The organism is Herpetosiphon llansteffanensis, assembly GCF_003205875.1.
Taxonomy (GTDB): Bacteria; Chloroflexota; Chloroflexia; order Chloroflexales; family Herpetosiphonaceae; genus Herpetosiphon; species Herpetosiphon llansteffanensis.
Window position 1 is genome coordinate 1 of sequence record NZ_PUBZ01000005.1, and the last position, 6,997, is coordinate 6,997.

At 55.6% G+C, this 6,997-nt stretch carries 5 protein-coding genes and 3 pseudogenes; 6 read left to right on the top strand and 2 right to left on the bottom strand.

Features of this window, described 5'->3' with window-relative positions:
* The first annotated feature begins 107 nt into the window (after positions 1-107).
* Positions 108-1,094 carry a hypothetical protein gene (locus tag C5S61_RS00125; RefSeq protein WP_110513076.1) on the top strand — a complete coding sequence of 329 codons (987 nt, stop codon included), beginning with the start codon at positions 108-110 and terminating at the stop codon, positions 1,092-1,094.
* A gap of 123 nt (positions 1,095-1,217) precedes the next feature.
* Here C5S61_RS00125 and C5S61_RS00130 read toward each other — a convergent pair.
* Positions 1,218-1,526, bottom strand: a pseudogene (locus C5S61_RS00130) (transposase); the annotation flags it as partial.
* On the opposite strand from C5S61_RS00130, the gene C5S61_RS00135 reads away from it, so the two are divergent.
* Positions 1,509-1,916, top strand: coding sequence for a helix-turn-helix domain-containing protein (locus C5S61_RS00135; RefSeq protein WP_110513078.1), 408 nt, complete (start codon positions 1,509-1,511; stop codon positions 1,914-1,916). The pseudogene C5S61_RS00130 and the gene C5S61_RS00135 overlap by 18 nt on opposite strands.
* Positions 1,917-1,930: 14 nt before the next feature.
* Positions 1,931-3,001 (top strand): integrase core domain-containing protein, encoded by a 1,071-nt coding sequence (locus C5S61_RS00140; RefSeq protein WP_110513080.1) that lies wholly within the window; start codon positions 1,931-1,933, stop codon positions 2,999-3,001.
* Here the strand turns inward: C5S61_RS00140 and C5S61_RS00145 are convergent.
* The gene (locus tag C5S61_RS00145; protein ID WP_110513082.1) at positions 2,953-5,379 is read right to left on the bottom strand and encodes a Tn3 family transposase; all 2,427 of its coding nucleotides are present in this window, start codon (positions 5,377-5,379) and stop codon (positions 2,953-2,955) included. The two genes, C5S61_RS00140 and C5S61_RS00145, sit on opposite strands and share 49 nt — an antisense overlap.
* On the opposite strand from C5S61_RS00145, the gene C5S61_RS00150 reads away from it, so the two are divergent.
* The 3 genes and pseudogenes from C5S61_RS00150 to C5S61_RS00160 all read left to right on the top strand — a co-directional run.
* Positions 5,280-5,657 (top strand): transposase, encoded by a 378-nt coding sequence (locus C5S61_RS00150; RefSeq protein ID WP_110513086.1) that lies wholly within the window; start codon positions 5,280-5,282, stop codon positions 5,655-5,657. The genes C5S61_RS00145 and C5S61_RS00150 overlap by 100 nt on opposite strands.
* A 35-nt stretch (positions 5,658-5,692) precedes the next feature.
* Positions 5,693-6,457 (top strand): annotated as a pseudogene (locus tag C5S61_RS27195) (IS3 family transposase); the annotation flags it as partial.
* A gap of 115 nt (positions 6,458-6,572) precedes the next feature.
* Positions 6,573-6,997, top strand: a pseudogene (locus C5S61_RS00160) (integrase core domain-containing protein); the annotation flags it as partial.

Sequence of the window (6,997 nt, forward strand, 5' to 3'; positions counted from 1 at the left end):
TAATATAATCTATGAACAATTTCATTATTTTATACATATACATCTATTTAAGAATCCTTTTTTGAATAACAAGTAGAGCGTAATTTATAGTATTTGTTTGAGGTACTATGACATCAAGCGATATACAAGAAGATATTGCGCATTATCAAGAGCTTGTGCGTTCATATAAGAAGACACTTCGAGTGCTTGAACTACAAGCATCGAAGTTTGGTGTTCATGTGCCAGCACATATAGAGATAGATATCGAATCTACAAAGGAAAAAATTAGTTTATGTGAAGAAGAGATTAAAAATCTCAACAACATATTATTATCAACTATGACTAATCAATCTTCACACTCACAGGGAATACATCAATCTACCAATATAGATGCCTCTATGACATCTGTAAGAACAAGTAACTATGAACAGGATAATAAGCCCGATGTAGAGACTACATATATACCTTTAAAAGGCAAAAGGACAATGCTTCAGCACATTTTACGCCTATTGGCCCGTGCTGCTACGCTTATTGCTTGTGTGTCTCTTGCATTTCCTTGGCTCCAGTGGGAAGGCCAACCATCTACTTATTGGTACTTTGGAGAGTTGCTCTCTCATCACATATACGAGATAGAATATAACCTTAGCCTGACGGCGCTTGTATTACTGTTGGGATTGATTCCCTTCGATAGATTTATTAATGATGTAGAGAGTGCACACTGGCGGCTTTTGTGGGCAAGTATTACTTCTTTGCCAGCATGGGATGCGGTTGCTTACTATTTTATAAAAGCAAACCATTCTATATCTATGTTTGGTGATAATCGACGAGATGCCATCGTAACAAAAATACCTCATCCAGGCGTTTATATTATGTTAATTAGCTACATAATCATATTTGTGATCTCGTTTAGCGAAATCAAGATCTATCCCTTTGTAAAAGTACTCCCTAAAACCTATAAAATTGCTGTTATTGGGTGGTGCTTGCTTAATATATTTGTCCTAATTGTAGGAATAAAGTATAGCGATGGGGCGGCTATTGCTAGAACTCTAATTGTATCGGTTCCTGTTATCATAAGTTTTATGATATCCTCGCGCTCAATTAACCGACGTTTGTAGGTGGTTTGTCAAGAAGTGTGCAAAATCAATTTAGCCAGGCATGCGAATTTTGCGAAGCTGGAGCGTCCGAACGACCGCATAAAAGAGCAATAAACAACTGCCCTCATTCCGAAACGCCGTCGCCATTTTTTTGCTGCGCTTCTTGACCTCCTCAAACATCCGTTCAATGATGTTTGAGGTCCGAATGTTCACCCAATGCCCTTCGGGATAGGCATAGAAGGTCAAACAGGCATCCCAATCGCGTTGCATACAGCGGATCGCTGATGGGTACTGGCGCTCGTATTTGGCCATAAACGCCGCTGCCGCTTGGTCGGCCTGCGCTCGATCAGGTTGAGGGATGGCAACGATTCGTGACAAATTTGTAATGGTCAAATACCCTTTGCATCCTGACCCCCATGCTGGTACGATAGAACCATGACGAAACGCATTCATTTTCCACTCACCACGGCGCAGCAACGAAGACTCTTATTCGAGACGTGGGAAGCCACGGGTGATGTCATGCTCGCCTGTCGCACCGCTCATGTCGGCCGTCGGACGTTCTATTATTGGAAGCCGCGCTTTATCACGGGCGGCTATGCGGCGCTTGTAGGCTTTGCCAGTGCGGCCCCCAAACACCCAGCTCGCACTGATGCCGCCATTGAGGCGCAGATTGTGGCCCTCCGCACGGCCCATCCGACGTGGGGCAAGCGCCGCATTGCGGATGAACTGGCCAAAGGGAATGCGTGGCAGCGCGTAGTCAGCCCTAACACCGTCGCCCGGATCTTGCGCGATCATGCCTTGTGGACGGCCACCGCAAAAAAAAACGATCCTTCCGACCCATAACGCGCACCGCCGACGTGCCAGGGCAAACCGTCAATATTGACCTGTGCTTTGTCCCGACCACCCGCACCGCCGATCAAGCCATTCCCGCCGTCAGTGGCTCGTCTGGACGATTAATCGTCACGACCCCACCCGCTGCTCGCAGCACCACGTTTCCGGGAGCCGTGTTTGCCACGCCCGACCAGCCCTATGCCGAGCAGATGCAGGCCTATACCGCAGCGGCCAATCACCGCTATGGGTGGCGCTCCAAACCGACCACGGTTCCCGATCCCATCCGCCAGCAGCGGATCGAACTTCGGCATCACGCCACCCTGCTTCAGGCGGCCCGTCGCACCACGCGGCTCCAGCGAGCGGAGGAAGATCGCGCGTGGATGCAGCTGCTCACGACGCGCGGGACGGTTGCCGATCGCCAGCGGCAGTACCAGCACGCCATTGACTGCGCGATGACCCCCGCACAGCGCCGCGTGGCACTGCAACGGATGTGGGAGGCCCAACGCACAGACAAGCAGCAAAACGAGGTGCTGCGGGCGCATCGACGGCAGGTCTTGCAGCAACGCACGCAGGAAGACCAGGTGTGGCAGGCCGAACAGCGGCGGCTCCGCGATGCGATTCGGGAGACGGTGGTGACGACGACGTGGTATGCCATTCTGCTGATCACCGATAATTGCACCCGAGTCTGCTATGGACTCCCGCTGTTGTGTGATGGCCCGAATGTCACGAGCGATCAGGTGGTTGTGGCCTTACAAGACCTCCTTCCCGCCTCGGTGGCCTTTGTCGTTTCTGATCGGGGTGTCCACTTCACAGCGCATGCGTTTCGGGCATTTACCCGCACGCAGGGCTTCCTGCATGTGCCGATTAGCCGACGGCGACCACAGACCAATGGGATTGCGGAGCGGATGGTGCGGACGCTGAAGGAATGGCTGCGGGGCCAGACATGGCACACTGCTGGCGAATTGGACACGCTCCTCGGAGCCTTTGTCCTGGACTACAATGATCGGCCACACCAAGGGCGTGGCCTTGATGGCCTCTCGCCCACCGTCTATACGCAGCGGCTGCTCAACCCCATGGGCAGTGCAGAGGGTATTTGACCATTACAGATTTTTGTCGAAATGGTGTGGCGACCAACATCATTTAAAAGGCCATAGTCGGCCTTCGGATCAAGTCGCCAAAAGCGCATATCCTTGAGATCGGCCAAGCGTGGACTGAATTGATACCCTAACAGCCAAAAGAGGCCAAAGACAATATCGGAATACCCAGCTGTATCGGTCATCACTTCTTTAATCTGGAGATGGGTTTGTTGTTCTAACAAGACATTGAGCAAATAGGGTGCATCGCGCAATGCCCCTGGAATGACAATCGCATTAAAGCCCATGTTTTGGTCGGAAATCCCGTTGTACCAAGTCACGCCCCGCTGTCGCGGAAAATGCTTGGGGCTGCCGCCCGCATTGATCGTGCGAACCGGAACAACAAAGCGCAGACCATCGACGGATGCAACTTCGCCACCACCCCACGCCTGTGCGATGGGGATGGTTGCTTGCGCTGCAACCAGACGCGCATTGGCCCGCGTCAGGGTTTCTGGTCGAATATAGTTCTGTTGCACCCATGCTAAGCGTTCTCGGGTTAAGGCGGGATTACTCTGATTCACAAGTGGTTCCAGCCCAATATTGCATGCTTCGGCCAGCAACACGGCGCAGATACTCAGACTGAGATCGGTGGCGCGGGTTCCCCCCTCGCTCAGGTGGGTAAATTCATCGGCAAAGCCCGTCATGGCGTTGATTTCAAGCAAGATTTCTGGCAGATCCGCACGCGGCATCCGGGCTTGGATCTCGCTCCGGAGTTGCTTAAGGGTCAGTGGATCGTCGAGTTTATCGAGGCCAGTAATAATGGGACGATCATGGTCGTTGATCTTCTCAATCCGAACTCCTGGATTCTCCGGCAAGTTTTTTGCCGTTTCGGCATAGGCCTCATCCAGTTGGGTGCCTAAGAGCGCTAATTCTGCGTGGGGATCACGCAGCCGTCCCAAGGTTCGACAAATATGGGTACGCACGCTCTCCCATGCATCGGGTTTGAGGAGCATGGCGCGTGGGTCACCCCACCGTTCGCTTGGGGAGACAAAGACTTCGCGGCGATCCAAACTTTGATGCAAGCGCTCTAAAACGGCAAATGTATAAAACTGCCGATCAACGACTTGGCCACTATCGAGGACAAGCCGCCGCCACCGAGCACCGACAACCTCCGTAGGTGCATGATGCAATTTTGGAGGATTTGGGGCATCCAAGGCCCGGAGAAACTGAAGGGCTGCGAGCACGGGCTTGCCGCTCAGCGTTCCATCAAAGTTAATGGTCTCAAGCAGGGTCGGGAGAAATCTGCGGAGGTGAGGATAGGTGCCGTCCAATTGGGCTTCAAAAGGTTCATGTTTCGGCTGGACAAGGTTGCGGACGGTGGCAATTGCGGCGGCAATGTGGGCGGGATCGTGATCATGAAAAATACGCGGACGAACTTCACTATCGGCGTACTGCTGATCAAGCAGCATCTGGCAGACGGCTTGTAATTGCATGGCTGCGGCATCGAGGTCGCTGAGCGAGCGCGTTCGGGCTTTCTGTTTCTGGGTTTCATTGGAGAGAAAGAGGGCATTGATGATTTGGTTAAAGATATCCAGCACATCATCGTGGGCGGATGCTTCAAGCTGCATGGCACAAGCCCGCAGGGTGGCGAGTCGTCGCGGGTTCTGAAGGGCGGCAATGGCTTGCGCCCGTGCCCCCATAGCGTAGCGAGCCAACGTCTTTAATCGACCAGCGGGAACCATGGGAATTGGGTGGGCTGCAATGCCCAGATCACGAATAGCCTTGAGACGTTGTAGTCCCGCCAGCATGCCGACGGCAGTCGGCGTGGTTGGCGGCTTGCGAAGCCGATCAAGCGGGCTTTGCCGATTCGGTGTCGGAGCACGGACAAGATCGTCTAGATGCTGCTGTTGGGTCGGCGTAAGCGATCCGCCAATCATCTGCCAGAGCCGCGTTGTTGACCGCTCTTGAATCGTCCCAATCAGCCGCTCAAGGGTGGTTGGGCCAGGTAACAAGACTTTATGTTGCATGAGCCACGCCATCGCGTGTTCAAAGAGGACAAAGGGACGTTCATTGCTGAACCACGCGCGGGCATAGAGCCAGCGGATGAGCCGAAAATGCCACGGCTGGTCGTGAAAATCATGGTAGCCGTAGTCCTGACAAATCTCACGCGCATGCTCCCACTTAGTATCCTCACGTTCGAGATAGCGATCGAGGGTGTAGGTCGTTGCCCTGTGTGCTAATATCGAGTGAGACAGATTCCATTGGCTGAGATCCGTTCTGATCAGGGCGCGAGGAACCTTCCATGGACGACATGAACCACCCGACTGACCGACCAACGTTGACCACCGCCGAGCGACAGGCCATCCTGGACGAGTATGACTCCTACCCGCGTGGCGACCCACGGCGGGGAGCGATCCTTCGTCAACATGGGCTGTACACCTCGCAACTGGCCAAGTGGCGACAGCGCCTTCGTCGGGGCGCGACCACCTTGGACAATCAGCGCCCTGGCCCCGTGCCCCAGCCCGCCAATCCGCTGGCTGATGAGAACGCCCGGCTTCGCCGCGAGAACGCCCGCCTCCAGCACCAGCTGACCAAGGCCACCGCCATCATCGATATCCAAAAAAAAATGGCCACGCTGCTTGGACTGGCATCAGCCGCGCCGATGGACAACGAATCATGATCGCCAGCGTGCACGACCTTGCCCCCATCGTCGGAATGACCGCTGCGTGTCAGGCGCTTGGGGTGCCGCGCAGCACGGTCTACCGCCGCCAACGACCCGCCGCCGTGCGGCGGCAGCGCACCGTCCGTCGCCATCCGCGGATGCTCAGTCCCGACGAGCAAACCGCCGTGCGGGCTGTCCTGAACAGCGAGCGCTTTGTCGATCAAGCCCCGCGCTCGATCTACGCCACCCTGCTTGACGAGGGCATCTATCTCTGCCACTGGCGCACCATGTATCGTCTGCTGCGCGCCGATGCCGCCACCCGTGAGCGCCGCGCCGTGCGCCGCCATCCGGTCTCCACCCGCCCTGAATTGCTGGCCACCGCACCGCGCCAGGTCTGGAGTTGGGACATTACCAAACTGCGCGGGCCGCAGCCGGGGGTGTGGTACAGCCTGTACGTCGTGCTCGACATCTTCAGCCGCATGATCGTCGGCTGGCTGCTAGCCACCCACGAAGCGGCGCTGTTGGCCGAACAGGTGCTGGCTGATGCCTGCCTGCGCGAGGGCATTGCGCCTGACCAACTGACGATTCATGCCGATCGCGGTGCGCCCATGACCTCCACCGTGGTCGCTGACCTGCTGGCCGATCTCGGGGTGCGGCGCTCGCACAGCCGGCCAACGGTCTCGAACGACAACCCGTACTCGGAGGCGCAGTTTAAGACCATGAAATATGGCCCCACCTATCCGGATCGGTTCGCCAGTCTGGCGGAGGCGCGGGCGTGGGTGACGGCGTTCGTGGACTGGTACAACCACGTCCATCGGCACAGTGGGCTGAGTGTGCTGATCAGGTACATCGTCACCCAGATCATCCACATCATCGGCGACCGATCCGCTATCATAGTGACCGTCCCCATTTTTTGGCTTGCGGAGGTCATCAATGGTCACGGATCGCTGGTTTGCTACCCGCCGAACGTTGTACGAATTGCTCCACACGAACCCCGACTGGTCGAATCGCCAGTTTGCCACCGCGCTCACCGTCTCCCCCGATTGGGTGCGCATCTGGAAACAGCGCATTGGCTCGCCACCCCATCCCGATCCCGATGTCGTCTGCCAGAGCCAATCACGCGCCCGCAAAACCCCACCGCCCGCCTGGAGTGATCGCGTGATTGAGCGGATTCTGACCTTGCGCCAGGAGTTGGCCACGCAGTTCCATCGCACCGTCGGAGCCAAAACCATCATTGCCTATCTCCAACGCGATCCTGATCTGGCCAATGACCGGATTCCCCGTTCACCCACCACGATCAACCGCATCTTGCGCGATCATCAACTGCTGTTTGACCCACCCACTCGCCAGCGCCAGCC